Here is a 26,972-nt window from a genome sequence, read left to right on the forward strand (position 1 = left end):
GTGTAAGATAATAAAGAATATTCAAATATTAATTAAGGGAAGAGATGTAAATGAAGCTGCCACTATTACAGGTAGAGACAGAGAGACTGATGATCCGTCCGTTCCAAAATGATGATTATGAAAGTTGGTTAGATGGATTTTATAAGAGGTTACCATCGCAGTATAAATATGACGATGGTTATCAAGTTATGGCATCATCAACGAAAGAATGGTTCACGGAATGGATTAGAGGCTTTGATGAAGCAGCACATCGAGATGAGATGTACGTATTAGGTATTTTTCGTAAAGAAGACGGAGCTAATATTGGTAAGCTAGAGCTGATTAAAATTTTACGTATGGACTATCAATGGGCGATGATGGGATATTCCATACATAATCAATACTGGAAAAATGGATATGGCATGGAAAGTGTGAAAGCTGCAGTATCGTTATTTTTTAATCATCTTCATTTTCATAGAATCGAATTACATATACTTGTTGATAATGAGCCATCCGTTCGCCTTGCGGAAAGAACAGGTTTTTCATTTGAATGCAAGAGAGAGGCGTTTTCATTAGAGAATGGTAAGTGGATGGATTTTCTTATTTATTTTAAAAATAAGGAGATGAATATATGAGAGTTCTAATTACAGGTGGAAATCGCGGATTAGGGTTACAGTTAGTAAAAGTATTTCATGAAAATGGGCATATTGTTTATCCATTAGTTAGAACTGAGGTTGCGGTAACGCAATTGAAGCAAATGTTTAGTTGTAGATGTTTTCCTATATTAGCAGACTTATCGGCTGATGAGAGTACAGAACAAATTAAGAAACAGCTTGAGCAATATACAGAGTATATTGATCTAGTTATAAATAACGCAGGAATTACTGGAAAGGAGACTGAGGTTTTACATACAAATTCAGAAGAGTTAACGGACTTATTTAATATTCATTGCTTAGGTGTAATTCGAGCTGTAAAAGGTACATATGTGGCTTTAGCTAAATCGGATCATCCGAGAATCATAAATGTGTCCTCTCGGTTAGGTTCATTGCATAAAATGGCCAACAAAGAGTTTCCGCAAGGCCATTTCTCATATTCATATCGAATTGCTAAAGCTGCACAAAATATGCTAACACTCTGCTTACAACAAGAGTTTGAGAATAAAGGAATAAGTGTAACTGCCATTCATCCTGGAAAATTAAAGACTGAAATTGGTGCTTTTGATGCGAATATGACTCCCGCTGAAGGAGCAAAAAATATATATGATTGGGTAATAGATTCAAATGAGGATGTTTCAGGGCAGTTTATTGAGCCAGGTGTAGGTGAAATAAAGTGGTGATATACGATCTTGCAATCATTCAGAATTTGTTTGGCCCTTCTAAAAAAGTATTAAATGGATTACCAAATGCAGTGACAATTGAAGAAATAGAAGAAGACGTTTTGTATAACGTACAAACATATAAAGAAAAGATAAGTAAATTTGAAGAGGTTTGTTTTAATTGGGAGTTAAAAAGAGCGAGTATTGTATTAAACAAAAGGTTTAGTAGTCATAACTCAAGCGCAAAAGTGTTACTTGATGCCGGTTTTTCTTTGTATGCCGCAAAGATAGAAGTATGTAGAGAATTGAACAATGTAGAAGAGCTTGAAAGACAATATACATATCGATCAATAGCAGAAGGAATGTTATCGGAAAAAGATTTTAAATAAATTTGGGAACAATGTATGTCGGGTTCAGGGAATCAAACTTCAATTTTAACTATCGATGAACATTTTTATTCTGTACAAACAGAGTTAGGTAAGGGGTGGGAAAAGTCATGTATTGTTTTTTATGATAAAAATGAGCCGATTGGTATGTCCATACCGCATATAGAAACTGGAACAGAAAGTGAAGGACGATTATTTTATTTTGGGGTAATGCCTTATTATCGTGGGAAAGGAATTGCTTCCCGGCTGCATCTTCAATCTTTACATATGTTAAAGGGAATAGGGGCTACTTATTACATCGGAAGCACACATACTTCAAATGAAAAGATGCAGAGAATATTTTGGAGAAATAATTGTTCGTTGAAAACGGAGATAGAGCTTTATTATAAAATTTTTAAAGAAGGTTAGGAGAAAAGAAAATGAAGACTATAAACGTATTTCATTATGACGCATTTACGAATAAACCGAATATGGGGAATCCAGCAGGTATTGTATTAGAGGCAGATGGATTAACAGAAGAGGAAATGCAGCGTATTGCTGAAAAAGTTGGATATAACGAAACAACTTTTGTTCTTTCCTCAGAAGTAGCAGATATAAGAATGCGTTATTTTACACCTGGTTATGAAATGGATTTATGTGGTCATGGGACAGTTGGAACTATATACGCCTTACGTGAAAGAGGTTTATTAGAAGAGAAAACAAATATTACGATTGAAACGAAGGCAGGGATTTTACCGATACAAATAGATGTAAATGAAAAGGAAGGAACCTTTATTAAAATGAGGCAGGCTACACCTCAGTTTAAAGATTTTACAGGTTCAACAGAAGAATTAGCTCATAGTATCGGTTTAGAAGTAAATGATTTAGATGTAAGTTTACCGATTGTATATGGAAGTACAGGGAACTGGACTGTAATTGTACCAGTTAAAAATCTAGATGCGTGTGAGAGAATGAAGCCTAACAATGAGATGTTTCCATCAGTATTAAAAGAAATACCTAACTCTTCTATTCACCCAATTTGTCTAGAAACTTATGATGAACTAGCACAAATGCATGGGCGTCATTTCTCATCTGCTTATGCTGGAACGATTGAAGATCCAGTGACAGGAACGGCTTCAGGTGTAATGGGAGCGTATTATGCGACATATTTGGAAAAAGATTTTGACCATGAAATGGAGTTAATTGTTGAACAAGGACAGGAAATACGTAAAGATGGTCGTGTAACGGTGTATGTAACGAAAGTTGAAGGGAATGCGAATTTACAAATTGATATTGCTGGAACAGCGGTGTATGTGAAAGAATTTGAAGTTTCAATATAAAAAAAGAAAGCCCGGCATACATCCGGACTTTCATTATCTGTTCAATACTTCAATATACGAAGCGTCTCCAGTTGTTCTTAAAGCAGAGCGAAAATTGTTATTTTCTAGCGTTTTAGCGACTTGTTGTAACTGCTGTGCATCATCATGATGGATAAGTAAGCTGTCAGCACCGCTTTCCTCTATATGAATGTGTTCGACATTTCCGATGGCATCATGTACAGCTTTTAAAAATTCAGGTTTCATATTGTCCTCCTATATGTATGTAACGTTGTTGTTAGTATTTCCTTATTTATGAAATATAAAAGTAAATGAAAGGAGAAATAAAAATGAATATAACGCAGTTTAATGAATATATAACATCATTATTTGGAGAGCATCTTCATAAATACGGTGATGATGAATATGGATTTACTCATATAAGTAAAGATGAATTTCACAAAATTGGTTACACAACAAATTTGACGTTAGAGACGATTGAAGAAGGATATAAAAATGGAGTCGACATGATAGTTACACATCATGCACCGTGGAGTTTTTTATTTGGAATGGAAGAGGCTTGTATTGAGAAATTAAAACAATATGAAATGAATCATTTTTGGATTCATTTGCCGTTAGATTTTATTGAATTTGGTACGTGTACATCATTATTTAATGAAATTGCGATAGATACAATTTTAGAATACTCTACGTATGAGGAAGAGGAATTACCTGGAATAGGAGAATTTAAAGCACCGATTGCATTTTTAAACTTGGTTGAAAGGCTTGAAGAAAAAATGGAAGAGAAAGTGAAGAGCTGGAGAAACCATGATAAACCAGTAAAACGAATTGCGATTTTAACTGGTGCAGGGAACAATACAAATTTGATTGAACGTGCATTAGAAAAAGGGTGTGACACGTATATAACTGGAGAAAAAACATTATACACAGTGCAACATGCGAAATTTAAAGGCATTAACTTAATAGTAGGTAGCCACACATTTACAGAAGTTTTTGGTGTAGAAAGTTTAGCTCGTAAGTTAAAAGAAAGAGATAATTTAATAGAAATTACTAGATTAAATGAAGATCATTTGGAGTGAAGAAATTGTATCACATTATCATAAATGGAATGAATTATTTGATGAAATATTGAAGGAAGCAGTTGCAATGAAATAAAATTACTTTTTGTTATATTAAGATTTTTAGGAGGAATTCCCTTATATTTGTCAAATAATAGTAAAGTTGTCTTTTGAATTGAGGGAATATTCTGGATTAAAGGGTGAGAGAATGGACATTTCAATAATCACTGCACAACTAGTTAAGGAGAAAGTGATTTCACAGGATCCAACTAGCGTAAAAGTGCTGAACGGGGGAACGACAAGTACCGTATATTTGTTGGATGAAAAATATGTAGTAAAGTTGAATGAACCGGACGTAATACGTGAAGAAGCGGATTTTCTTTCGTTTTATAAGGGGAATACTTCATTTTCAAAGCTTTTGTATAAGGAACATTTACATACATATATTGTGTATTCCTTCCTTGAAGGTAGTACGTCGTACGAACAAGGATATAAACGAAGTATGCTTTGTGTACTTGTAAAAGAAGTTATTAATAAGTATAAAATTGTTCCAGAGGCAGATGGCTGGGGATGGAAAGAAAGTCCGGTTCAATCTTGGAATGAATTTTTAACGACAAATGTGGTGGAAGCTCATAAAAATGTAAGACCGTACATAAGTGAGGAAGAGTATAGAAAAGTTCTTAAGTTAGCGAATAGGGATGTTGGAATAAATCAGCCATTTTTATTACATGGTGATCTTGGATTTCATAATTTTATATTTCAAGGAAATATGCTACATGGTGTAATTGATCCCCTACCAGTGTTAGGAGATCCTATATACGATTTAATTTATGCGTTCTGTTCAACCCCGGAAGATGTAACGAAAGAAACGATTGATTATGCGATGAAACAATGTGTATTTCATAAAAAAGACCGTGATTTATATGAAGAAATAGTTATAGGATTATATTTGCGTATAGATACGTGTTTAAGACATCACCCGAAAGATTTAGAAGATTATTTAATAGCTTGGCGTTATTGGATGGAAGAGGTTGAGGTGACTTTATAGTACAAATATTTTGGGGGAGATCGTGAAATGAATGTTTCAGAAGCGAAAAAGGATTTAGCAATCAAAACGAAGAGAGGATTACCGATTATATTAGCTGGTGTTTTATTTTAGATAGTTATGAGTATAATGGGCTTTGTTCTTTCTGAAAAACAAGTAGTGTGGGTATATTTAATCGGTATGGGATGTGTGTTTCCTTTTGGATTAATGATAGCTGCTATATTGAAAATTGATATGTTTGCGAAAGGAAATCCATTAGGAGTTTTGGCAGGATTAATTGGTGGGATAAATGTATTGAATATTCCGCTTGTATTACTTGCTTATTTTCAATTTCCAGAATGGTTACCTTTTGTAGTAGCGATGTTAATAGGTGTTCATTTTATCCCGTACGTGTGGATTTACGAAAGTAAAAGTTACGGTTTATTGTCAGTGTAGGGACTGTATTTGTAACGTCAGTTTGCGGGATTCTTTTTGCAGAAAAAGGATTCACTGTCATTCCATTATCCGTTACGGTTGTTTATTTACTTACTTTTATCAGTTTATTAATTGAAAATAAAAAAGTAAATCAGTATCAACAAAAATCAGCTTAATAAAAATAGAGGGATAGGGGAAATTATGATGAAAAATTTCGTTTGTACAACGTGTGGCGTGCAGTATGCAGCGAGTGTAGAAGAACCGGTGAGTTGTCATATTTGTGATGAAGAGAGACAATATGTGAATCCGAAAGGGCAGTCTTGGACGACGCTAGAAAGCTTACAAACAAGTGATACATATAAAAATAAAATAATCGAAGAGGAAAATGGGCTTTATAGTATTACAACAAAACCAGAATTTGCGATTGGTCAAACGGCATATGTAGTGAAAACAGAGTCATATCGTTTACTGTGGGACTGTATTACTTATTTAGATGAAACGACAATTGCGAAAATAAAAGAGCTTGGTGGATTAAATGCAATTGCCTTGTCTCATCCTCATTATTATTCAACACAAGTAGAATGGGCGGAGACATTTAATGTACCGATTTATATACACGAAGATGATAAAGAGTGGGTGATGCGCCCGAGTAGTCGTATTATTTATTGGTCTGGTGAGTCTTTACAATTAGCTGATGGATTGGTCATTCATCGTTTAGGAGGTCATTTTAAAGGTGGATCTGTCTTACATTGGGAAGAAGGTAATGATGGAAAAGGAATTTTGTTAACAGGTGATATTATTCAAGTTGTAGCGGATGAGCGGTGGGTAAGCTTTATGTACAGCTATCCAAACTTAATTCCATTACCAGCGAGAAAAGTGGAAGAAATGGTGAATCGAGTGAAGCCGTTACAGTTTAATCGTTTATACAACGCTTTTCATCGCGTAGTAAAAGAGAATGCAAATGAGGCAGTGGAGCGTTCTGCTGAAAGATATATTAAGGCGGTAGAAGGAAAGTTGTTTCATACGTAAAAGGAGAGTTAGTCTTATGAAAACGTTAGTATGCTTTGGGGATAGTATTACAGCTGATGAAATGTTTTTCAATGGAACGCCGAGGTTAACACCACGTTTGCGAGAGATGTTTCCGAATTGGAACGTAGTGAATGCAGGTGTTCCAGGTGATAATACGTTTGATGCGTTAAAAAGGATTAAAGAAGATGTATTATCACATAAACCAGATTTCGTAACAGTTTTTCTTGGCGCGAATGATGCAGTCTCTTTTTCGCAAGGATCATTACAAGCATACAAAGAAAATTTAGAGAAGATTGTGAACCATATTTCTTCAGGTAAAGTACTGCTTATTAGTCCTGCCCCAGTTGATGAAGAAAGACAGCATAATAGAACAAATGAAGTACTCGGTCAGTATGCAGACGTGGTAGAGGAAGTGGCGAAAGAAACAGGAAGCTATTTTCTAAATTTGTATGCTGAAATGATTCAAGAACGGAATTATAAAACATTTGTAGAAAATAATGAAAGAGATGGGCTACACTTTGGACCAGAAGGCTATGAGTATGTAGCGAAGTTAATTGGTGAAAAGTTAAAAGGGATTTTATAAAAAAGCAAAGCGATATCGCTTTGCTTTTCATTGTTTTTAATAGCTCAATCTAGAAATGCTTGCTGCAATGCTTTCAGTCCATCACTGTAAATACCATGAAAAAGGTTTATTGCCTCTTCATCACTAACTTCAACAGGAGTGAACGTACCAGACCACTCTACTACCGATGTGTTACTTTCAGTACCTTCTTTCACCTGGATTGTAGATAGATAATTAGTGACTGGGAATGGTGCATTCATGATTGAATACGTGTAGTATCGTTCTTTCTCATTGAATACTTCTAATCGTTCTATAATCGTGTCACCATCTGGATTAGCTAGGTGACGTACACGACCGCCTTCCGTTAATTTACTGCTAGGTATATAAGGTAACCAGTCTGGAAGGGAGTTGAAGCCTCCGATTAATTGCCATACTTGTTCAGGTGAACCGAAAATTTCCATAGATGTAGTAGTATGTACCATGTTCATTACGCTCCTTTTCATCCCAGTATTTGCGGGTAAATAATCAGTGGGGATTGCCCCACTGATTAAAGTTTCACTTTATTTTACGTTGATTGGTAGTGGTGCATTAGGTGCTACTAGTTTTTGTTCGCGCATTTCTTCCCAGAATGCTGCTAGAATTACTGTGTTTAAGGCATTTTGATCTTCTACAATTCGTTCCGGTTTACTTGCACCAGGAACAACGGCAGCAACTGCTGGATTCGCTAATGAAAATTGTAATGCAGCAGCTTTGATGCTAATTTCGTGACGATCTGCAAGAGCTTTGATTTTCTCAACTTTTGCAATAATTTCTGGTGATGCTTTTTGATATTCGAAGTGAGCACCTCCAGCAAGAATACCTGAGCTATATGGGCCACCAACAACAATATCCATATTATGCTTAACAGCTGCAGGCATTACTCGTTGCAATGCACGCTCGTGGTCTAGTAATGAATAACGACCAGCTAGTAAGGATATATTTGGCTGCGCTTCTTCTAAATCAAGCATAAGCTCGATTGATTCTACTTTGTTTACTCCAAGTCCCCAGCCTTTAATGACGCCTTCTTCACGTAAACGTGTTAGTGCACGGAATGCTCCTGTTCGAGCTGTTTCAAATTGTGAAATCCACTCATCACCATAAAAGTCTTGTGCTAAATCATGAATGAAAACAAAGTCTAGACGATCTGTTTTTAAACGTTTCAAACTTTGCTCGATAGAACGAAGTGTTGCGTCTGCGCTATAGTCATTGATCATTTTATTTTTACGGCCAAATTCGAAAAGCCCGCCTTTTTCACCTAAATCACGTGCAGATGGATCTTCTAGTTCATCTGAAATCGTTCGACCGACTTTTGTGCTTAAAAAGTAATCATCACGATTTCTCTTTGATAGTGCTTCACCAAGACGAATTTCTGCTAAACCAGATCCATAAAGTGGAGCTGTATCAAAGTAACGAACACCATTCTCCCAAGCAGCATCCACTGTAGCGATTGCTTCTTCTTCAGGAATATTACGGTACATGTTTCCTAGTGGTGCTGTGCCAAAACCGATTTTTTCTTTTAGTAATTTACTCATTATAGATATCCTCCTAAAATGTATTTAAAAATTAATTCATCATTGTGAATGGATGTGAAAATGAAAACATGTCATTTCATCGTCTGACAAAAGGCATGATAAAAGTATATAAACAGTTAAAAAAGTACGTTAGCACTAAAAGATAACATGGGTAATTTCTAACACTGCATGACTCACTCAACTCTTACAAATGCTATTATGAAATGTATTTTACATAATGAAAAGTACGTACTTTAAAGTGATATAGATACTAAAAAGTAATACAGGTACTTTTTAGTGCCGTACTACTCATCTGCTGTTTACGTATGCTATTATGAAACATGTTTAACAGGGTAAAAAGTACGTACTTTAAGGTGCTATAGATACTTAAAAGTAATATTTAAATCTTTAGCTTAATTGCCTTATAACATTATTAAAGGAGATTTTTATATGAAAACATACAATATTCCTGTAGAGGCGACTTTACAGGTTATCGGTGGAAAGTGGAAAGTAGTAATCCTTTGTCATTTAAAGAAAGACAAAAAGAGAACGTGCGAATTAAAACAATTAATGTCTGGTATTACACAAAAGATGTTAACGCAACAATTACGTGAATTAGAAGAAGACGGTGTAATCGAGAGAAAAGTGTATAACCAAGTGCCGCCAAAAGTAGAGTATTCGTTAACGGAATACGGTCATTCTTTAGATGCTATACTCGATTCTCTTTGTAACTGGGGAGAACATCATCTTGAAAAGAATGGCAACACGTCTATGCTCATTACAGCAGAATAAACAAGAAAAAAACGAACGAGAATACGTTCGTTTTTCTTTTTGTATATAGGAATATTTTTAAACGGCATAATTACTTTTTGGTAATATAGGTACTTTTTTGTGCTGTAGGAACTAAAATGTGCCGTATAGAAAATTATTTGTTTTTACGTAACAATAGAGAAGAAATTTAGAAAAAAGGAGGGAGATCGTGTGAAACAATACAATATACCGATAGAAGCAACTTTAGAAATTATCGGGGGAAAGTGGAAAGTCGTCATTTTATGTCACTTAACAAAAGGAACGAAGCGAACGAGCGAGTTGCAGCGTCTAATTCCTGAAATTTCTGTTAGAATGTTGACGCAACAATTACGTGAGCTAGAAGATGATGGTGTGATTACACGTGAAATCTATAAAGAAATTCCACCCCGAGTAGAATACTCCTTAACTGATTATGGGTGGTCTTTGCAAAATGTATTAAATCAATTGACCGTATGGGGAGAACGATGCATAGATAGAAAAAATAGTGAAGTTAAGTGAAATCTATATATGTAATATTGAAACACCACCTATTGATGAGGTGGTGTTTTTTCAGTATAAAACTTTAGAAAGTTACTACGGTGAAAAGTAGGGATCTATACCAGAATAGCAGTTGTTTTAGCCGTGATGAATAATTGATTAAAGTTTTCATAGGTACTTAAAAGTGCCTTCATCACTTTAAAGTACGTACTATGCTTCATAATATAACCGTTTTATAATGACACTCGTAGCAAGAAGTCATAACGGTTTTAAGCTATGTTCAAAAAGACTTATTAACTAGAATAGTTTTTTGTTCAATTTTTTAGTAGGAGATGTTTATATGGTTGAAGAACTTTTTTATAAAAAAATACTTAAAAATCTTTTTTCAGATCCAGTTCAAATTACACTTTGGAATGGAGAAACAATACAATATGGAGAAGGGGAACCTCAATTTCATGTAACATTCCATAAGCCGCTTTCAAAAAAAGAGATTGCTAAGGATCCTTCTATCGCATTCGGTGAAGCATATATGAATGGAGATCTTGAAATAGAAGGTAACCTTGAAAAAGCAATTCAATCTATTTATAAAAGGCAGGATAGCTTTTTAGGTGATAGTAAGTTGCAATATTTCAAAAGTAAATGGAATTTCTCAAAACAAAAAAATAAGGATGATATTGCTCATCATTATGATATTGGGAACGATTTCTATAAATTATGGCTTGATGAAACGATGACATATTCTTGTGCGTATTTCCAAAATGAGCAAGATTCTTTAACGACAGCTCAGCATAATAAAGTGAATCATATTTTGAAAAAGTTGAACCTTCAAAAAGATGATACGCTATTAGATATTGGTTGCGGGTGGGGTGAGCTCATTACAGCTGCCGCTAAGCAGTACGGTGTGAAAGCGATGGGAGTAACGTTAAGTGAGGAACAATATGCTAAGACTTCCGAGCGAATTAAACAAGAGGGACTTACGGATTTAGTTGAAGTATCTTTACTTGATTACCGTGATATTAAGAATCGTAAATTTGATAAAATTGTTAGTGTAGGTATGATTGAACATGTAGGAAAAGACAACATTACACAATACTTTGAGACAGTGAATGCACTACTAAATGATGGTGGGATTTCGCTACTTCATTGTATTACTTCTCCGGCCAATGGTGGTGCTACGAATGGTTGGATTGAAAAACATATATTCCCTGGCGGATATGTTCCTGCTGTTAACGAATTAATCACGAACATGACAAACGAACAATTTTACATTGTTGATGTGGAAAGCTTACGTAGACATTACGGGAAAACATTACAGCATTGGGCTCGAAATTTTGAAAACGTACTGGAGGAAGTTCGCAAAACGAAAGATGAGCGATTCATTCGTATGTGGCGCTTATATTTAAATGCATGTGCAGCTTCGTTCTTTACAGGTAATATTGATTTACATCAATTTGTATTTACAAAAGGTATTAACGATACAATTCCGATGACACGTTCTTATATGTATGAATAAGAGCATGTAATGAAGCAGCTCTGTAACTACTCATCGAGTGTAAATAAAATGATGGTAGGACATAAGTCTATAACTTAAAGTCGAGATGGGAATCAGAAAATGATTTCCATCTCGACCTTTTTGTATATAATTTTAAAAACAAAACTATATACTTTTAATGATAAAAATATATAATAAATATAGAATCAAAAATTTATGAGCAAGGAAGTTGAAGAATATGACATTAACAATGGGCTTTATTGGATTTGGAAAATCAGCTAACCGCTATCATTTACCTTATGTAAATACACGTAAAAATATAAAAGTAAAAACAATTTTTGCTCGCCAAATTAATGAAGAATTAGCGGCTCCATATAAGGAAAAAGGTGTTAGTTTCACTACTGATTTGAACGAATTGTTGAATGATAAAGAAATCCAAGTAGTGACAATCTGTACGCCAGCACATACGCATTACGAATTAGCGAAAAAAGTTATACTTGCTGGAAAATCAGTTATCGTAGAAAAACCATTTTGCGATACAGTAGAACATGCGAAAGAATTATTAGCCTTAGGACGAGAAAAAGGTGTAGTAGTTATGCCTTATCAAAACCGCCGTTTTGATGGTGATTTTTTAGCTGTGAAGCAAGTTGTGGAACAAGGATTCCTTGGTGATATCGTTGAGATTGAATCACATATTGATTATTTCCGTCCGGGTTCAATCACTCACGAAGGTCCGAAAGAAGAAGGTTCATTTTATAGTTTAGGTATTCATACGATGGACCGTATGATTTCACTATTTGGCCGTCCAGATACAGTAACATACGATATTCGTAATAATGAAGTGAAAGGTGCGGTTGATAATTATTTCGATGTTGGTCTACATTACGGAAATAAGTTGAAAATTAAACTGAAAACGAACCATGTTGTAGCAAAAGATTATCCGCGCTTTATCGTTCATGGAACAAATGGATCGTTTATTAAATATGGTGAAGATCAGCAGGAAAATGATTTGAAAGCGGGTATTATGCCTGAGAGTGCAGGATTTGGTGAAGATTCACCAATGTACTATGGAATTGCAAAATATCGCAATGCAAACGGTGATTGGATTGAAAAACAAATTAAAACGCCGCTTGGTGATTACGGTCGTTTTTATGATGCAGCGTATGAAACAATCGTAAATGGTGCACCAAAGCTTGTGAAAGACGAAGAAGCGGTAACGAATATTGAAATCTTAGAAAACGGATTTGCTGCGCCATCACCTTCCGTTTACAAACTTGAGGCTTTAAACTTAAATGAATAGAAGAGGGAATACAGCATAAAGGAGGTATGGAAATGGCAAGCGGATCCACACAAGTAAAATACCTCGGCATTTATCAAAAAATGAAACAGCAAATTTTAGACGGCGAATATAAGATTAAAGAAAAAATTCCAAGTAGCCCCGTCCTCGCTGAAGAATTTGATGTTTCTGTCCTTACTATAAAAAAAGCGCTGGATCTGTTAGTTAGAGATGGCTACATCATTCGCCGGCGCGGAAGTGGAACGGTCGTTCAAGATTGGCGTCAGCAAGAAAAGGCGCGAATGATTCAAACTTTAACAGGTACGAAAGCTGTTTATGGCAGTGAGGTAGAAAGTAAAATTATTGAGTTTACGATTGTCGGTGCCGATGAAGTCATTGCTGAAAAATTGGGTATTTCAGTAGGGGATTTTGTATATAAAATCATTCGCCTCCGCATCATTCACAGTATTCCAACGATTATGGAGCATACATGGATGCCAATTTCGGTCATTCCAGGTGTTGAGGTTTCTGTTTTAGAGGAATCAATCTACTCCCACATTCAAAATAAACTAGGTCTTCAAGTGGGAACATCCGTTGTTAGGGTTAAAGGAATTCGCCCGGATGATAAAGAAAAGCAGTTTATGAACTTAACAAATCAAGATTTCCTAATGAGAGTGGAACAGGTGGCCTACTTAACGGATGGACGCACTTTTGAATACTCTTATGCTGATCACTTGCCGGAAACCTTTGAATTCGAAACAGTTATTACTGCAAAAAGTTATAAAGAGGTATAAAAAATAGGTTGGGGCACGTATTGCCTCAACCTATTTTCTGTTTTCAATATAGTAGGAACAGCTATTATTCATCTGCTGTAATCAGCATGGATGTGTTACCGGTTTTTTCAAGATGAACTTCTCCCCAGGAACAGAGGGAATCGAGTATAGCTCCTAAAGACGAACCGTAATCCGTTAAAGAGTACTCTACTTTCGGTGGCACTTGGTCATATACTTTCCTTTGGATTACACCATCTTCTTCTAGTTCCCGTAATTGTTGTGTTAACATTTTTTGTGTAATACCAGGCATTAAACGTTTTAATTCACTCGTTCTTTTTGTTCCTTTTTTTAAATGGCAAAGAATAACAACCTTCCACTTTCCGCCAATAACTTCTAAAGTCGCTTCTACAGGAATATTGTATGTCTTCATAAAAAACCCCTTTGATGAATGTAGATTACAGTTTTGGACCTAGATACGCTTTAATAATAAAATTATTTCTTTTTAGTGCCTATAACACTTTAAAGTGCGCACTATTTATTGTGCGAAATATCGTTCATACTAACCGATGTAGAACTGCACTAGAAAGTTTATATGTTACTTTTTAGTACCTATAACACTTTAAAGTACGTACTTTTTATTATGCGAAATATCGTTCATACTAACACATGTAAGTAAGAAATGAATAAAATGTACTTTGAAGTGCATTTGGAATGGGTCGGCATAACACTATGGGGACATTCACAAAAAATGATTAATTAATCCAAGACTTAACATTTGATTAATAGAACTGTAAGGTTTAAAATTACAGTATAGATTTAAGAAGTGAGTTGTCATCATCTGTAAAATGTAGTTTCAACTATTTTATAAAAGAAGCATGCAAAGAACCGAGTAGTAAAAAATAAACGAAACATTGCGGAATAACTAACATTACGTGAATTTGATTCTAAACTGTAATTTTTTTAAATACATTTCAACAAACGATATTTAAAGTGTACATTTTATAAAGAACATTAAAGGAGTGAGTGAAATATGGTGGTTTTATATACAACAGCAAGCTGTGCTTCATGCCGAAAAGCGAAAGCATGGCTGGAGGAGAATCAAATTGATTATACGGAAAAAAATATCGTATCCAATTCTATGACAGTGGATGAACTTAAGTCCATTCTTCGTTTAACTGAAGAGGGTGCTACTGAAATTATTTCAACTAGATCCAAAACTTTTCAAGACTTAAATATAAATATAGATGAGCTTTCGCTAAATGAATTTTATAAATTAATAATTGAGCATCCGCTAATGTTGCGTCGCCCAATTATGCTGGACGAGAAAAGATTACAGATTGGTTTTAATGACGAAGAAATTCGTAAATTTTTACCACGTAGCGTTCGAACATTTTTAAATATTGAACTGCAAAAGTTGGCTAATTAATAAGTAATGGTATGAGAGAGAAATTTTTTGAAAGGAGGAAACTGAAGGTGATAGAAGTATGCGTTACAGTTAATTATAAAGATAGAAACTATCAAACAAATGTTATTGTAAGCAAAGATACGGTGTGGACAAAAATTAAACAATTGGCAGAAGAACAAGTCAAAAAACAGTGGGATTTTTAAATATGATTATCAAAAATATGAAGTTATAGGTTAGAGATTATAACTAAATCCAAGATTTTCAGGACTTAAATATAGATAAGAAATTTGTTTGAAAGGAGGAAGCAGGAAATGATAGAAGTATGTGTTACAGTCAATTATAACGATAGAAATTATCAAACAAATGTTATTGTAAGCAAAGATACGATATGGACAAAAATTAAACAATTGGCAGAAGAACAAGTGAAGAAACAATGGAGTCTTTAAATGTATGTTTAACTTAAAAAGCTCAATGAAGTTATGGAATCTATTTCTTTATGCTAAGAGTGGTTCTTATATATTTTAACGTTTGGCTAACCTATCTGTAATATTTATGGCTACAGTATGTTAATATAGGAGAAACAATATTTTTGATCGTAGGAGGAAAACCATGAGCAGCGACTTTACTTTGGCCATACACAGTTTAACTTATTTAGCTTTACAGCCAGACCGGATGTCAACAAGTAATGCGATTTCAGAAAGTGCAGGTGTTCACCCAGTACGTATTCGCAAAGTACTAAGTTTATTAAAAAAACATAAGTTTATACAATCAAAAGAGGGGACCGGTGGAGGTTTTATTTTTGCTCGGGATTTAGATGAAGTTAATCTTTGGCATATTTATCAAATAACCTCTGAAGGTGCGTTGCAGCCTAAGTGCCCAGAATCAAATGATCAGTGCATTGTAGGTTCAAACATGCGAAAAGTGCTGTTTACTATTTTCTTAGGTGCGGAAGAACATTTAGGTGAATATTTAAAGAACTATACAATGAAAGAAGTTGTTGATCTTATCAATCAAGAACGTTAAGCGGCTTACTTGTTATATAGAGACGTAAGTTCTTACTATTTAAATGTAATAGAAAATATTACAGTTTGATTTCGTTTTTATTTCTTTTTTATCGCCACAAAAAATATTTATAAGAAGGTGAAAAAGTATGATGTCAAATAATAATCAAGTTTTAAAAGTAGGAGATTGGGTTCGTGGAATATCAAATGAGGGTGAATTCATAGTTGGTTACATTGTATCACTTGATGAAGTGGAAGATGTAGTTACAGTTAGTATTGTGAAACGTGACGACAAGTACACAATAAACGAAGCGATTTTACTCTTTAGTAAACATGTTAACAAACTTCCTGAATCAAAGGTAATTAATAAGGAGCAAATCCTTTATCTGATAGACCTTGCATTATTAACAGGAGACGAAGAATGGTTTATGGAGCTTTCTTCAAAATTAAACTCGATAAAAGAGCTAGTTAACGAGGGAGTTTAAAGATTACATTATTGGCTTTTAATAGTTTGAATCGTGCAATAAGCAATAATATCATCTCTTTTGTCGCACTTTAATAAAAGAGGTGATTGATGGTATGAAAATAAAAATAATTAGCATCATATGTTTTCTGAGTTTTGTATTACCCTGTATTTCTGCTCAAGCAATTGTAAAAATAGAAAATAATAGAAATCAAAGCTTTGACATAAATTTAAGCGGTTATGAACTTTATTCGTTTGGTGATTTTAATCAATTAGGTTATAAGATAACGCCACTTACTCAACTGTTTTTAGGGATAATTCAAACAGAAGGTGAGTGGATTGATGAACCAAGATTATATATTAAGGGAAATAAAGGTTATTTTCATCTTTGGAAAGCAGACGGTACGAATGTTCTTTATACTGTTGAAAAGAGTGGTGATTTTTGGAGAATTATAGATGTAAAAAGGAAGGAAATTAACAGAATACCTGTACCAAAACAATTTTTAAAAGAAGTGGTCATTAATCTCTTATTAGAGCCGATAAGTAAAGAAGTTGAAAACTATTATAAGGAACCAAAACTTTGGTATCGAGGTTCTGAAAAAATACTTGAAATAAAAAAAGACGAAGTAAATTCTATTTTCTATGTAACTGTTCAAATTCAAACCTTTGAGGGGGCACACAATCCCCCTTATGGAGAGGACACAATTACTTTTCGTATTAAAGGAAATGATGTAAAAACAATTCATTACAAACATAGAGATATTCCTGAAGAAGAGTTAAAAAAACTCGAATTAAGATGACTTTGAAATGATTTGTTTGCCCACTCCTGATAACGATAATTATGTCAATGAGCTGCCTGATATGGGCAGCTTATTGTATTTTTGCGTTTAGCGTAGGTTTTTGTAAAATGTTAGCGGTCCTCTTATTGCCATCAAGTAAAAAGGTAGCTTCCTAAAAATGTATATGAATGCAATGTCGATAATATATATCCTGAAAATTGGTTGGTATATTCAAAAAGATATTTCTTTTTAACCACGTTAATTATTTATTAGAATATCTTTTTTAATTAAAATGATTTTTTTTGACAAAGGAGAATATAAGTATCTTTATAATGAGTAAATTGGATAAATAATATATGACTGTGTTTTATGCTAATTCATTCAGTTTTAAGCGATAGGAACAAGGGTTGCATGCGAACTGTAAAATGTTATCCATGTAAAATTATATCCAGCTAATATTTCTGAAAATATAAAAATATTAATTTTATAAATATACACGTTATAATGAGGGCGTCGAGAGAAATTTTATTATCTCTGGAGAAAATATAAAAAATGCGATTATTAGTAAGAAAGGTGTGTGATTAGAGGCGAAATGTATGTAAAGTACTTCAGTGGCTTGTGTAAGCAATATCATCAGTGCTACCGAAGTTATGAAAGTAATGTATAGAATTGAGAAAGAAATGCCTCGCAAATGAAGAGAGGCTGGTTTAGCTAAAATTACTGTTAAAAGTAAAAAAGAGAAACCATTAAAGTAATACACTGTTATTAGAAATGTTGCAACGTATTTATGAAGTCTATTCCATATTGTTCTTTTAACGGGTCTTTATATAAAGAGCGGATATTACGAGTAAACTTTTTTGTGAACGCTAACAATTATATTAGGACGCTAACTAGCGAATGTTTCAATTTGGTTTCATTATGATGAAGGACATACAATGTGGGGCAACTTGTAAGGAATTCATTTTCCCAAAAAGGAAAATATTCGGTAGCTATTAAGAGAGAGACAGGAATAGATACAAGGGGGAGCTATTATATGAACGGGAATACTGCAAAGAAAATAGAAGTTCAAGCTGAAAATACCGCACTAAAAAATGAGCAATATGCAGATCCGAAAAAGTGGCATAAGCAGGATACTACATGGGCACTCAGTCTATTTGGAACTGCAATTGGAGCAGGGGTGCTCTTTTTACCGATTAATGCAGGTTCAGGTGGTTTATTATCTTTACTGCTAATTACATTGCTTGCATATCCAGTTATGTACTACTCACATAGGGCGCTTGCTAAAATGATATACGCTTCTAATTCTGCTGATGAGGGGATCACAGGTACAATTAGAGAGTATTTCGGAAATAAAGCGAGTATCATTTTTAACATCGTATATTTCGGTTCAATTTATACAATCGTACTAATGTATTCGGTTGCGCTTACAAACACTGCAAGTAGTTTTATCGTGCATCAATTGCACATGCCAGAACCTCCAAGAGCAATTTTATCACTTGTATTAGTTCTTGGTCTTATCACTATACTAAATTTTGGTCAAGATATTACTGTAAAGGTAATGAGTATGTTAGTGTATCCTTTCATCGTTTCTCTACTGTTTATCGCAATATCTTTAATTCCACAGTGGAATACGTCAATGCTTAGTTTTTCAGCTGTTTCAACTGCTTCAACAGGAACAGGCTATTTTGGGACGATATTGATGATTCTACCAATCATCGTATTCTCATTTAATCATTCACCTATGATTTCATCATTTGTTGTGAAACAGAGAGCTACGTATGGAATCGAAGCCACTGATGCGAAATGTGCGCAAATACAAAAGGTTTGTTATATTATGACATTCGCTGTTGTTATGTTCTTCGTTTGGAGTAGCGCATTGAGCTTGACTCCAGATGATATAAAAATGGCAAAAGAACAAAACCTATCAATCCTTTCATATCTTGCGAATGAGCTTAATTCACCTGTAATCACGATTGCAGCTCCAATCATTGCTTTTGTGGCTATTACAAAGTCTTTCCTTGGCCATTATATCGGAGCATTTGAAGTAATGCGTGACATGATTATTAAGTTTGGTAAATCACGTGGAAAAGATATTGAAGAAAAAACAATTAAGACAATCGTCCTTACTTTTGTTGTATTATCATGCTGGTTTGTTGCTTATACAAATCCAAGTATTCTTGGACTTATTGATTCTCTAAGCGGTCCATTAGTTGCTGCTATCTTATGTCTATTACCGATGTATGCGATTCAAAAAGTACCGGTATTAGCTAAGTACAAAGGGAAAATGAGTAACGTATTTGTTATTATTGTAGGTGTACTTACTGTTTTAGCAAGTATTAAATCATTATTCTAATTCACGATTGTTGATTTTAGTATAAAAATAGTGGACATGAAAAACCTTTTATTCAATCTATCAACAAACAGCCACCTTTCAGAGAAGGTGGCTGTTTGGGTATTAATTTATTTTAATTATTCGCGTCTAAATGGACCTTTTGGAGCAATTAGTTCTAGATTAGTACCATCTGGATCACGGAAGTAGGCAACTCCTGTACCAAATCCAGATTTCAAGCCGTCTTCTTCTTGAAAGACAATTGGATCTCCATCTGGTTCTACCCCAATTGCTTTTAGACGTTCTACAGCAGCATCGATATCTTCTACTTCAAAACAAAGATGCATCGCACTAATTTGATCATTTGAGTAAGATGCTTTATCTGATTTAGGGACAACGTATTCTAAAATGTCGATATTTAAATTGTCTAAATGAAGGTTGGCATATTTAATACGAGTATCATCAAGTCCTTGAGTTTGTGCCATTCGTTTCCCGCCAATTTCATCGATGTTTGATACTTTCCTACCTGTTAATGCTTCATAAAAAACGATAGATTTTTCTAAATTACTTACTGTAATTCCAACATGATTTACTTGTGAAAAGCCTGCTGTTTTTTCACTCATTTTTGTTACCTCCTATTTTTAGGTGGTGTAATGTATCGTTTCACCAATCTTTTACTGTAATTAAAATGAGCCTTTAGCTGAAGTTCTATTCTAATTCGTTTGTAACAACTCAAAAGAAATATAAGAGTATTTTTTTGATAAGAAAAGAATCTAGTATCGGCTAGGTTCTTTTCTTTTTCGTTTGTTTTTATACAAAAATTTGATGGGCTTGAATTACAGCTATTGAGCAAAAAAGTTTGATATGAAAAATATTATTCTTTAGTACATACATTTTTAAGATGTTAAATATATTTCATAGTAGTCTCTGTAAGATAGGGATAAGTAAAATAGTACTTTAAAGTACCTATAGCACTTTAAAGTGCGTACTTTTTATAATTTTGAATATCATTCATAATAGCACCAGTAAGAAGAAAACAAGCTTTTCGGTACTAGTTACCAATGATGTTATAACAGTTTATTTAGATTCAGATTGTTTAAAAGGTTGTACGATATGGCCTAATAATTTCAAAAAAATGTCGGTGTGGCATAAAACAATTATGGAGGTTAAAAATATGAGTTCTTCAAATTTGAATGAAATAAGTAAACAAATTTTAAAAGAGGAGGAAACACTTCAATTTTCCTCTTTTACAAATGAAGATGCGTTGCAACTAGGTTTATTTATCGTGGAAACAGCAAAGCGAGAAGGAAAATTGATTGCTGTTGATATAACGAAAAACGGTGTGCAATTATTTCATTTCAAGATGACAGGGACAAATGCGGAAAATACGAAATGGATTGAGCGTAAAAAGCGAGTCGTTTCCCTGCATGATCGTAGCTCGTATTATATGCAGATACAAAGTGAAATAACTGGAATTTCATATAATGAAAAATATCTTTTAGATACTTCGGAATATGCTGCGTTTGGTGGATGCTTTCCTATCAGAATAAAAAACGTAGGGGTTATTGGAATGATAACCGTTTCAGGATTACCACCAGAAGAAGATCACGAATTGGTAGTAAGAGCAGTTAAAAATCATTTAAACCAATAGTTGTAGCTAGTGAATAAATAATTAATTAACTTTAGGGGGCAATACTATGCCATTAATTGAACTAAATACTTGGCCAACCATGTCAACAGAAGAAAAGAAAGAATTCATTTATAATGTAACGGAACTTACAATAAAACGATTAAAAATTGTCCCTGACAAAATTCAAGTGTTGATAACGGAACTTGAGAAAGAAAATTGGGGGAAAGCTGGAGCTGGAGCAAGTGATGCTACCTTTGCTGAGAAAAGTAGGGTGTCCAATTGGGAAACAAAAGAGTCTTACGATACATCGGATCGTAACGTTGATGGAATGGCTATCATTAAGATTGACATATGGAATACATTTGATCAAGAGACGAAGGATAAGTGGGTAAAAGAACTTACACAAGTAACCTCTAAATATACGCATGCGCCTTTGGATAAAGTGCTAATTCTTATTCGTGAAATGATTCCAGGAAACTGGGGACAAAGTGGTGTAACGGGAGCCGATAAAGATTTCCTTTCTAAAAGTCGTACATTTTAATTGTTAAATAAAAAAGGCAAAAATGAACATATTTCTGTTCGTTTTTGCCTTTTTATTATTTGTCTGTGGTAATGAACATGATCCTTTACATGTTTAAGTAATGTCCTCTAAAGTTGCCTCTACGAGAAAAGTGTATTTCTTCATTTGAAAGCCTTCTTCATGGAATGTAGATTTCAATTTTTGAGCAAAATAAGCTAGGTTATATAAATGTTACTTTTTAGTACCTATAGTACTTTAAAGTACGTACTTTTTATTATGTTACATATCATTCATAATAGCACATGTGAGAGGGAAACAAGCTTTATAGTACTAGTAATTAACTATGTTACTTTTTAGTACCTATAGCACTTTAAAGTATGTACTATTTAATATGTTAAATATATTTCATAATAGTACATGTAAGAGAGAGACAAGCTTTATGGTACTAAAAAGTACCTATAGTACTTTAAAGTGCGTTCTTTAAAAAGAGAATGAAACCATTCATAATAGCGTTTGTAGAGATTAAATATATTTTTGAAAGATAAAAGGGCCTTTTTATCGCACTATTATGATAGGAATTATAGGGAAGGGGGGGACTCAATTGAATTCATATACAGCATCGTCTTCAGAAGTTAAGACAAGTCGAAGAAGTATATTTGCGTTATTAGCGCTAGCAATTAGTGCGTTCGGGATTGGGACAACTGAATTTGTTAGTGTCGGTTTATTGCCATCTATTTCGGAAGATTTACATGTGTCGGTTACAACAGCTGGTTTAACAGTTTCTTTATATGCGTTAGGTGTAGCGTTTGGTGCTCCAGTATTAACGTCATTAACAGCTAATATGTCACGAAAAACGTTATTAATGTGGATTATGATTATTTTCATTATCGGTAACGGAATTGCAGCTGTCGCAACAAGCTTCACTGTATTACTTATTGCGAGAATTGTGTCTGCACTTTCGCATGGTGTGTTTATGTCAATTGGTTCGACGATTGCTGCGGCACTCGTACCAGAAAATAAACGTGCTAGCGCCATTGCAATTATGTTTACTGGTGTAACAGTTGCAACTATTACAGGAGCACCAATTGGAACATTTATTGGTCAACAATTTGGCTGGAGAACATCATTTTTAGCAATTGTAGTCATTGGAATTATTGCCTTAATCGCAAATAGTATTCTCATTCCGTCTAATATGAAAAAAGGTGCGTCTATATCATTTCGTGATCAATTTAAACTGATTACGAACGGAAGACTACTACTTGTTTTCATTATTACCGCATTAGGATATGGGGGAACATTCGTAACATTTACGTATTTATCTCCTTTATTACAAGAAGTAACAGGATTTAAAGCTAATACAGTTACGATCATTTTATTAGTGTATGGAATCGCCATTGCGATAGGGAATGTGATTGGCGGAAAATTATCGAATCATAATCCGATTCGAGCGCTATTTTACATGTTCTTTATTCAAGCGATTATATTATTTGTTTTAACATTTACAGCGCCATTTAAAGTAGTTGGGTTAATTACAATTATTTTTATGGAATTATTCGCATTTATGAATGTTCCAGGGTTACAAGTATATGTCGTAATGTTAGCCGAACGATTTGTACCGAGTGCTGTCGATGTTGCATCGGCAATTAATATTGCGGCGTTTAATGCTGGGATTGCTCTTGGTGCTTATTTAGGTGGTATTGTAACGAATTCGTTAGGGTTAATTCATACGGCTTGGGTAGGCGGCATTATGGTAGTAGGTGCTGTTATTTTAACAGCATGGAGTATGTCATTAGAAAAACGAGATCAAGTAAAATAAAAGGAGAGAAAATATAATGAAAAACTTACAAAGTACAACAACATTGCATAACGGTGTAGAAATGCCTTGGTTCGGTTTAGGTGTATTTAAAGTAGAAGAAGGACCAGAACTTGTAGAAGCTGTAAAATCAGCGATTAAAGCAGGATACCGTAGCATCGATACAGCTGCAATTTACGGAAATGAAAAAGCTGTAGGTGAAGGGATTCGTGCAGGTATCGAAGCAACTGGTATTTCAAGAGAAGATTTATTCATCACTTCAAAAGTGTGGAACGCAGACCAAGGATATGAAACAACAATCGCTGCATACGAAGAGAGTCTAAAAAAATTAGGACTAGATTATTTAGATTTATATCTTGTTCACTGGCCTTCAGAAGGAAAATATAAAGATACATGGAGAGCGCTAGAAACACTTTATAAAGAAAAGCGCGTACGTGCAATTGGTGTAAGTAACTTCCAAATTCATCACTTACAAGATGTAATGAAAGATGCAGAAATCAAGCCTATGATTAACCAAGTAGAATACCACCCTCGTTTAACACAAAAAGAACTACAAGCTTTCTGTAAAGAACAAGGTATTCAAATGGAAGCATGGTCACCACTTATGCAAGGTCAATTATTAGATAATGAAACATTACAGGCAATTGCTGAGAAATACTGTAAAACAACAGCCCAAGTGATTTTACGTTGGGATCTTCAAAATGGAGTAATTACAATTCCAAAATCAACGAAAGAACACCGTATTATTGCAAATGCTGATGTATTTAACTTTGAATTAACGAAAGAAGAGATGGAGAAAATCGATGCGTTAAACCAAAATCACCGCGTTGGTCCAGATCCTGATAACTTTGATTTCTAAGATTAAAGAATGAGTAAAAAGAGTGCAAAGCTGCACTCTTTTTTATTTTCTATTCAATAAAATGTTTCTGTTTATTTGATTAGCGTTTATATTATGGCTGTTGAATTGCTTTTGGCTATGTAGAGAACTTACTCTAAGACAGTATTAAAGTTTGACATGTAATCATGCATTCTATAATATGTATGCTATAGCATGTATATTGTAAGTTATTTGGAGGTGGCATATGGACTTATATGAGTGAACAGGACATCTTGTTCATCGCACTGATGTGAAATTAACAAAATATATAATGTAAGTTTTTAATCACATATTGATTATAAATTTTATCTTTTATATGCTATAGCATATAAAATTTACCTCTTAAATTGTAATGGCGAAAATTTAAATAATACAGTAGATATATTATGAAACGAGGAGATTTTAGTTATGGAAAAATTCATATTAGCGTTTGATAGAGAGCTTGTAATTGCAGAAAAAAAAGACTCAACATGGAGTGTCCAATCACAGTTTGTAGGTGCGAATCCAGTTGCGTTAGCTTTAGATCCATACGATCCAGAAAGAATGTATTGTGGTACTTTTGATAGGGGATTATGGAGAAGTAAAGATGGGGGAAGTTCATGGGAAGCGATTGGTACGTTACCTTCCTTCGGTGAAGTTTTCCCGGCTAATGCCATTCATATGAGAGCTATTACAGCAGTTGCTGTATCTCCAGCGAAGGGTGATGACGGTAACGGGATCGTATATGTAGGAACTGAACCGAGCGCCATGTTTGTATCCAAAAATGGAGGAGACAGCTTTGAACTGCTAACGGATTATCGACAAATGCCATCATATTCATCATGGTTCTTTCCTCAAAGAACATATACGCACCACGTAAAACATATTGAAATTGATGCTAATAATCCAGAAACTATATATACAACGATTGAGGTTGGGGGATTAATTAAAAGTGTAGATGGAGGTAAGACGTGGACTGAGGAAAAAGAGGGGAACTATCCTCAAGATATTCACATTCTTACATCACATCGCAATGCCCCAAATCGCTTATACGGGGTGTTAGGCGATTCATTCTTGAAAGAACCGGGTCAAGAGTATGCGGAGAGTAATGATGGAGGTAAGACGTGGAACTATATGTGTAGTGGGCTAAAGCATCATTACGCATATCAAATGGCAGTTGATCCTAATGATCCGGAAAATATTATTATTGCGACATCGTCAAATCCACACGTAGCACACGATTACAATAATGGAAATTGTGAATCATTTATTTATAAGAAAGAAAAAGATCAGCCTTGGGCAGAAATGAATACAGGTTTACCAACTCCTAAGGGCACAATCATACCAGTATTAAAGGCAACAAGTGATGGAACGTTCTATTTATTTAGTAATAAAGGGGTTTATAAGTCGGTAGATGGCGGTTCAAATTGGACGTCATTAGATATTCCATGGGAGAACAGATTTATGGAACAACATCCTTATGAGATGTTAATTATTAAATAAGCGATAAGTATAGTTTTGACTACTATTCATTAAACATGGTTAGTTGAATTTACAATGTAAAAAGCCAGGTAATGCATAATTCATGCTACCTGGCTTTTTTGATCATCAATTTAAGGTTATTTTCATATTTGTGTAAATATGAAACAAGCAGGATACATGAATAGAGAATGGGTAAAATAATACCGAATGATCACTAGATTGTATCAATGATGCTATAAGAGTTTTTTAGGTAAACTGAAGCAATAAGCAGTGGTTTAGATTCAGAATGACTGGCAATTGGTGTTATGGAGTTCAATCATTTAAAAATGAACTCATTTAAACGAATATTATCTTCGAGATGTATCATTTTGAAGAATATTAAAGCTTGGGAGGAAATGAACTATGACAAAAGATTTCTATACTGCACTGAAAGAAAGACGTACTTACTATGGGATTAATAAAGAGGTACAAGTATCAGATGAAAAAATTAAAGAAATTGTGGAGTTTGCTGTGAAATATACTCCATCCGCTTTCAATTCTCAAACTGCGCGATTAGTTGTATTATTTGGTGAAGCTCATAATAAATTATGGGATATTACAACTGAAACATTAAGAAAAGTAGTTGGAGATGGAGATTTTTCAGGAACGCAACAAAAAATGGATTCTTTTAAAGCTGGTTATGGAACCGTACTATTCTTTGAAGATGAGTCTATCGTTAAATCGCTTCAAGAAAAATTTGCTGCATATGCTGAAAACTTCCCAATTTGGTCACACCAAGCATCAGGTATGCACCAATTAGTCGTGTGGACAGGGCTAGAAGCAGAGGGATTAGGGGCGTCTTTACAACATTATAATCCATTAATTGATGATGAAGTGAAAACAGAATGGAATGTTCCTGCTAATTGGAAGCTCATTGCACAAATGCCATTTGGTAATCCAACGGCTGCACCAGGAGAAAAAGAATTCCAACCACTTGAAGAGCGTGTGAAATTTCATAAGTAATAAAGTGAAACTTTAATTAGTCGTGGTCTTACTGTCCGCAAATAGCGGGGGAAGCTATCTGTATTGTGAAAATAAAACTGTTTAGTTACAAAAAGTTTCTTCGTTCTTTTTATTAAGCGAGTATGTATAAATAAAAGGCGTTAGAAATACTATTTTAATCTTTAAAGGAACAAGGTGATCGGTTTGATCATCTTGTTTCATTTCTTAAAT

Annotated in this window: 30 protein-coding genes and 2 pseudogenes; 27 read left to right on the top strand and 5 right to left on the bottom strand. The window is 34.2% G+C overall.

The window, feature by feature from the left end; genetic code table 11:
- Window positions 1-50 precede the first annotated feature (50 nt).
- The 4 genes and pseudogenes from QCI73_RS10610 to QCI73_RS10625 all read left to right on the top strand — a co-directional run bounded on the left by QCI73_RS10610 (window position 51) and on the right by QCI73_RS10625 (window position 2,999).
- Window positions 51-614 (top strand): GNAT family N-acetyltransferase, encoded by a 564-nt coding sequence (locus QCI73_RS10610; RefSeq protein ID WP_353822871.1) that lies wholly within the window; start codon window positions 51-53, stop codon window positions 612-614.
- Window positions 611-1,315, top strand: a complete 705-nt coding sequence (locus tag QCI73_RS10615) for an SDR family NAD(P)-dependent oxidoreductase (RefSeq protein WP_353822872.1) — start codon at window positions 611-613, stop codon at window positions 1,313-1,315. The genes QCI73_RS10610 and QCI73_RS10615 overlap by 4 nt, the downstream gene beginning before the upstream one ends.
- Window positions 1,312-2,088, top strand: a pseudogene (locus QCI73_RS10620) (GNAT family N-acetyltransferase). Before QCI73_RS10615 ends, QCI73_RS10620 begins: the two are co-directional and overlap by 4 nt.
- Before the next feature lie 11 nt (window positions 2,089-2,099).
- Entirely contained in the window at window positions 2,100-2,999 is a 900-nt protein-coding gene (locus QCI73_RS10625; RefSeq protein WP_327922869.1) for a PhzF family phenazine biosynthesis isomerase, read from the top strand.
- A gap of 33 nt (window positions 3,000-3,032) precedes the next feature.
- Here QCI73_RS10625 and QCI73_RS10630 read toward each other — a convergent pair whose 3' ends face one another.
- Window positions 3,033-3,242: a hypothetical protein gene (locus QCI73_RS10630; RefSeq protein WP_000801653.1), complete on the bottom strand. Its 210-nt coding sequence runs from the start codon at window positions 3,240-3,242 to the stop codon at window positions 3,033-3,035.
- Between the two features lie 83 nt (window positions 3,243-3,325).
- On the opposite strand from QCI73_RS10630, the gene QCI73_RS10635 reads away from it, so the two are divergent.
- The 5 genes and pseudogenes from QCI73_RS10635 to QCI73_RS10655 all read left to right on the top strand — a co-directional run bounded on the left by QCI73_RS10635 (window position 3,326) and on the right by QCI73_RS10655 (window position 7,125).
- Window positions 3,326-4,075, top strand: coding sequence for a Nif3-like dinuclear metal center hexameric protein (locus QCI73_RS10635; RefSeq protein WP_098946545.1), 750 nt, complete (start codon window positions 3,326-3,328; stop codon window positions 4,073-4,075).
- 187 nt (window positions 4,076-4,262) lie between these two features.
- Complete coding sequence (locus QCI73_RS10640) at window positions 4,263-5,102, top strand: phosphotransferase (protein WP_353822873.1); 840 nt, start codon at window positions 4,263-4,265, stop codon at window positions 5,100-5,102.
- A 27-nt stretch (window positions 5,103-5,129) separates the two neighbouring features.
- Window positions 5,130-5,689 (top strand): annotated as a pseudogene (locus tag QCI73_RS10645) (DUF7010 family protein).
- Between the two features lie 25 nt (window positions 5,690-5,714).
- Window positions 5,715-6,542 carry an MBL fold metallo-hydrolase gene (locus tag QCI73_RS10650; protein WP_353822874.1) on the top strand — a complete coding sequence of 276 codons (828 nt, stop codon included), beginning with the start codon at window positions 5,715-5,717 and terminating at the stop codon, window positions 6,540-6,542.
- A 16-nt stretch (window positions 6,543-6,558) separates the two neighbouring features.
- On the top strand, window positions 6,559-7,125 hold the full coding sequence (locus tag QCI73_RS10655) for an SGNH/GDSL hydrolase family protein (RefSeq protein WP_353822875.1): 567 nt from the start codon (window positions 6,559-6,561) through the stop codon (window positions 7,123-7,125).
- Between the two features lie 44 nt (window positions 7,126-7,169).
- Here the strand turns inward: QCI73_RS10655 and QCI73_RS10660 are convergent, their stop codons facing one another.
- Both QCI73_RS10660 and QCI73_RS10665 read right to left on the bottom strand, forming a co-directional pair.
- The gene (locus tag QCI73_RS10660; protein ID WP_353822876.1) at window positions 7,170-7,586 is read right to left on the bottom strand and encodes an SRPBCC family protein; all 417 of its coding nucleotides are present in this window, start codon (window positions 7,584-7,586) and stop codon (window positions 7,170-7,172) included.
- A 78-nt stretch (window positions 7,587-7,664) separates the two neighbouring features.
- Entirely contained in the window at window positions 7,665-8,675 is a 1,011-nt protein-coding gene (locus QCI73_RS10665; RefSeq protein WP_353822877.1) for an aldo/keto reductase, read from the bottom strand.
- A gap of 429 nt (window positions 8,676-9,104) precedes the next feature.
- Here QCI73_RS10665 and QCI73_RS10670 point away from each other — a divergent pair, with 429 nt between their 5' ends.
- The 5 genes from QCI73_RS10670 (at window position 9,105) to QCI73_RS10690 (ending at window position 13,503) form a co-directional block, all read left to right on the top strand.
- A complete protein-coding gene (locus QCI73_RS10670; RefSeq protein WP_000860838.1) occupies window positions 9,105-9,446 on the top strand; it encodes a winged helix-turn-helix transcriptional regulator in 342 nt (113 codons plus the stop codon).
- Window positions 9,447-9,635: 189 nt separating this feature from the next.
- Window positions 9,636-9,962: a winged helix-turn-helix transcriptional regulator gene (locus tag QCI73_RS10675; RefSeq protein ID WP_029440931.1), complete on the top strand. Its 327-nt coding sequence runs from the start codon at window positions 9,636-9,638 to the stop codon at window positions 9,960-9,962.
- A 319-nt stretch (window positions 9,963-10,281) separates the two neighbouring features.
- On the top strand, window positions 10,282-11,454 hold the full coding sequence (locus QCI73_RS10680) for a cyclopropane-fatty-acyl-phospholipid synthase (RefSeq protein ID WP_353822878.1): 1,173 nt from the start codon (window positions 10,282-10,284) through the stop codon (window positions 11,452-11,454).
- A 217-nt stretch (window positions 11,455-11,671) separates the two neighbouring features.
- Complete coding sequence (locus tag QCI73_RS10685; protein WP_353822879.1) at window positions 11,672-12,733, top strand: oxidoreductase; 1,062 nt, start codon at window positions 11,672-11,674, stop codon at window positions 12,731-12,733.
- A gap of 32 nt (window positions 12,734-12,765) precedes the next feature.
- Entirely contained in the window at window positions 12,766-13,503 is a 738-nt protein-coding gene (locus tag QCI73_RS10690) for a GntR family transcriptional regulator (RefSeq protein WP_088667213.1), read from the top strand.
- A 64-nt stretch (window positions 13,504-13,567) separates the two neighbouring features.
- Here QCI73_RS10690 and QCI73_RS10695 read toward each other — a convergent pair whose 3' ends face one another.
- Window positions 13,568-13,912: a winged helix-turn-helix transcriptional regulator gene (locus QCI73_RS10695; protein WP_000860831.1), complete on the bottom strand. Its 345-nt coding sequence runs from the start codon at window positions 13,910-13,912 to the stop codon at window positions 13,568-13,570.
- 600 nt (window positions 13,913-14,512) lie between these two features.
- On the opposite strand from QCI73_RS10695, the gene spxA reads away from it, so the two are divergent.
- The 7 genes from spxA to QCI73_RS10730 all read left to right on the top strand — a co-directional run bounded on the left by spxA (window position 14,513) and on the right by QCI73_RS10730 (window position 19,483).
- The gene (gene spxA, locus QCI73_RS10700) at window positions 14,513-14,908 is read left to right on the top strand and encodes a transcriptional regulator SpxA (RefSeq protein WP_074606723.1); all 396 of its coding nucleotides are present in this window, start codon (window positions 14,513-14,515) and stop codon (window positions 14,906-14,908) included.
- Window positions 14,909-14,955: 47 nt separating this feature from the next.
- A complete protein-coding gene (locus QCI73_RS10705; RefSeq protein ID WP_000573519.1) occupies window positions 14,956-15,090 on the top strand; it encodes a BA3454 family stress response protein in 135 nt (44 codons plus the stop codon).
- A 108-nt stretch (window positions 15,091-15,198) separates the two neighbouring features.
- Window positions 15,199-15,333, top strand: a complete 135-nt coding sequence (locus QCI73_RS10710; RefSeq protein ID WP_000573531.1) for a BA3454 family stress response protein — start codon at window positions 15,199-15,201, stop codon at window positions 15,331-15,333.
- Window positions 15,334-15,496: 163 nt separating this feature from the next.
- Window positions 15,497-15,910, top strand: a complete 414-nt coding sequence (gene saiR, locus QCI73_RS10715) for an Rrf2-family transcriptional regulator SaiR (protein ID WP_000093217.1) — start codon at window positions 15,497-15,499, stop codon at window positions 15,908-15,910.
- 127 nt (window positions 15,911-16,037) lie between these two features.
- A complete protein-coding gene (locus tag QCI73_RS10720) occupies window positions 16,038-16,373 on the top strand; it encodes an IDEAL domain-containing protein (RefSeq protein ID WP_000987470.1) in 336 nt (111 codons plus the stop codon).
- A 94-nt stretch (window positions 16,374-16,467) separates the two neighbouring features.
- A complete protein-coding gene (locus QCI73_RS10725; protein WP_353822880.1) occupies window positions 16,468-17,151 on the top strand; it encodes a DUF3888 domain-containing protein in 684 nt (227 codons plus the stop codon).
- Window positions 17,152-18,163: 1,012 nt separating this feature from the next.
- Window positions 18,164-19,483 (top strand): aromatic amino acid transport family protein, encoded by a 1,320-nt coding sequence (locus QCI73_RS10730; RefSeq protein ID WP_353822881.1) that lies wholly within the window; start codon window positions 18,164-18,166, stop codon window positions 19,481-19,483.
- A gap of 116 nt (window positions 19,484-19,599) precedes the next feature.
- On the opposite strand, the gene QCI73_RS10735 is transcribed toward QCI73_RS10730, so the two are convergent.
- Window positions 19,600-20,082 carry a VOC family protein gene (locus QCI73_RS10735; RefSeq protein WP_242304219.1) on the bottom strand — a complete coding sequence of 161 codons (483 nt, stop codon included), beginning with the start codon at window positions 20,080-20,082 and terminating at the stop codon, window positions 19,600-19,602.
- A 512-nt stretch (window positions 20,083-20,594) separates the two neighbouring features.
- Here QCI73_RS10735 and QCI73_RS10740 point away from each other — a divergent pair.
- The 6 genes from QCI73_RS10740 (at window position 20,595) to QCI73_RS10765 (ending at window position 26,762) form a co-directional block, all read left to right on the top strand.
- Window positions 20,595-21,110 (top strand): heme-degrading domain-containing protein, encoded by a 516-nt coding sequence (locus QCI73_RS10740; protein ID WP_139302722.1) that lies wholly within the window; start codon window positions 20,595-20,597, stop codon window positions 21,108-21,110.
- Between the two features lie 46 nt (window positions 21,111-21,156).
- Complete coding sequence (locus tag QCI73_RS10745) at window positions 21,157-21,630, top strand: tautomerase family protein (protein ID WP_353822882.1); 474 nt, start codon at window positions 21,157-21,159, stop codon at window positions 21,628-21,630.
- A 580-nt stretch (window positions 21,631-22,210) separates the two neighbouring features.
- Window positions 22,211-23,425: an MFS transporter gene (locus tag QCI73_RS10750; RefSeq protein ID WP_353822883.1), complete on the top strand. Its 1,215-nt coding sequence runs from the start codon at window positions 22,211-22,213 to the stop codon at window positions 23,423-23,425.
- Window positions 23,426-23,441: 16 nt separating this feature from the next.
- On the top strand, window positions 23,442-24,281 hold the full coding sequence (locus QCI73_RS10755) for an aldo/keto reductase (protein WP_483299570.1): 840 nt from the start codon (window positions 23,442-23,444) through the stop codon (window positions 24,279-24,281).
- A 426-nt stretch (window positions 24,282-24,707) separates the two neighbouring features.
- Window positions 24,708-25,781, top strand: coding sequence for a WD40/YVTN/BNR-like repeat-containing protein (locus QCI73_RS10760; RefSeq protein ID WP_353822884.1), 1,074 nt, complete (start codon window positions 24,708-24,710; stop codon window positions 25,779-25,781).
- Between the two features lie 381 nt (window positions 25,782-26,162).
- Entirely contained in the window at window positions 26,163-26,762 is a 600-nt protein-coding gene (locus tag QCI73_RS10765) for a nitroreductase family protein (RefSeq protein ID WP_000158948.1), read from the top strand.
- The last annotated feature ends 210 nt before the right edge of the window (window positions 26,763-26,972 follow it).

Origin of the sequence: Bacillus cereus group sp. MG16 (genome assembly GCF_040459875.1) — a bacterium.
GTDB classification, from domain to species: Bacteria; Bacillota; Bacilli; order Bacillales; family Bacillaceae_G; genus Bacillus_A; species Bacillus_A paranthracis.